Annotated in this window: 2 protein-coding genes; both read left to right on the top strand. The window is 35.2% G+C overall.

The genetic code is table 11. The annotated features are described in order from the left end of the window. On the top strand, positions 1–797 hold a 797-nt coding region (locus ACT8VG_RS10575; protein ID WP_444195849.1), incomplete at its 5' end, for a M20 metallopeptidase family protein. Continuing rightward, the gene (locus tag ACT8VG_RS10570) at positions 797–1,972 is read left to right on the top strand and encodes an aspartate aminotransferase family protein (RefSeq protein ID WP_187011523.1); all 1,176 of its coding nucleotides are present in this window, start codon (positions 797–799) and stop codon (positions 1,970–1,972) included. The genes ACT8VG_RS10575 and ACT8VG_RS10570, both read left to right, overlap by 1 nt. Positions 1,973–2,110: the final 138 nt, after the last annotated feature.

Here is a 2,110-nt window from a genome sequence, read left to right as displayed (position 1 = left end):
AAAATAAAGAACCTATTCTTTATGATATTCTTTTAATCTTCCAGCCAGCTGAAGAATCTCCTGGAGGAGCACGCATTGTCTGTGAAAAAGGTTTATTAAAACAGTTTAATGTAGAATCTATTTTTGGTATTCACTTGATGCCATTATTAGATGAAGGTGTGATTGCTTCTAAACCAGGTGGTTTAATGGCTGAATGTGGTGAATTAGATGTAAAAGTCATAGGAAGAGGGGCTCATGCAGGTTTACCTCATGAAGGTGTAGATTCTTTACTTATTGCTTGTTCTTTAATTAATGAATACCAGCATATTTTGACAAGAATGAAGACACCATTCCATCCAGCTATTATGAATATTGGAGAAATTCATGGTGGTACAGCACGTAATAGTGTGGCCAAGGAAACAGAATTCCATGGCACAGTACGTTGTTATAGTGATGAAATGTTTGCTCATCTCACAGATTCTATAGGACGTATTAATAAAGGTTTTGAAGAAGCCTATGGATGTCAAATTGAGTGGAGCTGTCCACCATTCTATCCAGCTGTCATCAATGATAAAAAGCTATTTAACTATGTCTCATCAATTACTTCATTAAAAGAATTAGATGAACCACTCATGCTTGCTGAGGATTTCTCTTTCTATCAGAAAGAGGTAAAAGGTCTATTTATCTTTGTCGGTACTAAAACCAAGGAATTCCAGAGTGGACTCCATACAGGTACATTTAATTTTAATGAATCTGTATTACAGTCTGTTGTGGATATGTATATGAAAATTATTTTGAATTATCAGGAGGAGCAGTAATGGGGTATTATGAAGAAGGAGAACAGTATTTTCTTCATGCTTATGGTAGATATGATACTGTTTTAGATCATGGAGAAGGTGTATATCTCTATGATACAGAAGGTAATAAATACTTAGATTTCTATAGTGGTATTGGTGTCAATTCTCTTGGATATGGGTATCCTGCCTATGTAGAAGCAGTAGAAAAGCAGTTAAAGACATTAACTCATGTGTCTAATTATTTCTATACTGTTCCTGCCATTGAAGCAGCTAAGAAAGTAGTGGAGGCAACTCGTCTTTCAAAGGTATTCTTCTGTAACTCAGGTGCAGAAGCAACTGAAGGGGCATTAAAGCTTGCACGTAAATACTACTTCTTAAAACACCATAAGGCTGATAGTGAAGTCATCGCATTCCATCAGTCATTCCATGGACGTACTACAGGTTCTGTTAAGTTAACTGGTAATGCCCATTATCAGCAGGCTTTTGGTCCATTAATGGAAGGTGTAAAATATGCCACTTTAAATGACTTAGAAAGCGTTAAAGCCTTACTTACTGATCGTACAGGCGCTATTATTGTAGAACCAGTACAGGGTGAAGGTGGTGTCAATCCTTGCACAAAAGAATTCTTACAGGGATTAAGACAAATCTGTGATGAAAAAGATATCTGTCTTATTCTTGATGAAGTACAGTGTGGTATGGGAAGAACAGGAACAATCATGACTTATTTCCAGTATGATATCTTACCTGATATTGTCTGTCTTGCAAAAGGTATTGGTTGTGGTGTACCAGTAGGTGCATTTGTAGCTAATGCAAAGTTTGCGAAGGCAATGGAACCAGGAGACCATGGAAGTACTTATGGAGGTAATCCATTTGTGACTGCTGCAGTCTCTACTGTATTTGATATCTTAAAGAAGGATTCAATTGTAGAAAACTGTAAAGAAGTATCTGAATATCTTTTAGAAGAATTAGATAAAGTAGTCAAAGACTATGATTGTGTTGTAGGACATAGAGGTTTAGGATTAATGCAGGGAATTGTATTAAATGTCCCAGCTAAGAAATATGTCCAGGCATTACTTGATGAAGGTGTTATTGTAGTAACTGCTGGTGAAAAGGTAATTCGTTTATTACCACCTCTAATAATCACAAAAGAACATGTTGATGAATTTATTACTAAACTTAGAAAAGTTTTAGGATAAAATATTAAGAAATCTCTCACTTATGAAGGAATAAATAAGTGGGAGGTTTTTTTATATGCGTAAATATCCTATATATCTTCAGGATGATGAAGTATACTGTTGAGAGTATTGTATCAAGATGATTTTAAAATATTATGA

Source organism: Catenibacterium sp. (assembly GCF_052354645.1).
GTDB lineage: Bacteria > Bacillota_I > Bacilli_A > Erysipelotrichales > Coprobacillaceae > Catenibacterium > Catenibacterium mitsuoka_A.
Note: the sequence above shows the minus strand (reverse complement) of the source record. Positions and strands in the feature narration are given on the sequence as shown.

What these genes read in the sequence shown, in the direction of transcription:
- ACT8VG_RS10570 (WP_187011523.1), top strand. Translation starts at nt 797, where the DNA reads ATGGGGTATTATGAAGAAGGAGAACAGTATTTTCTTCATGCTTATGGT.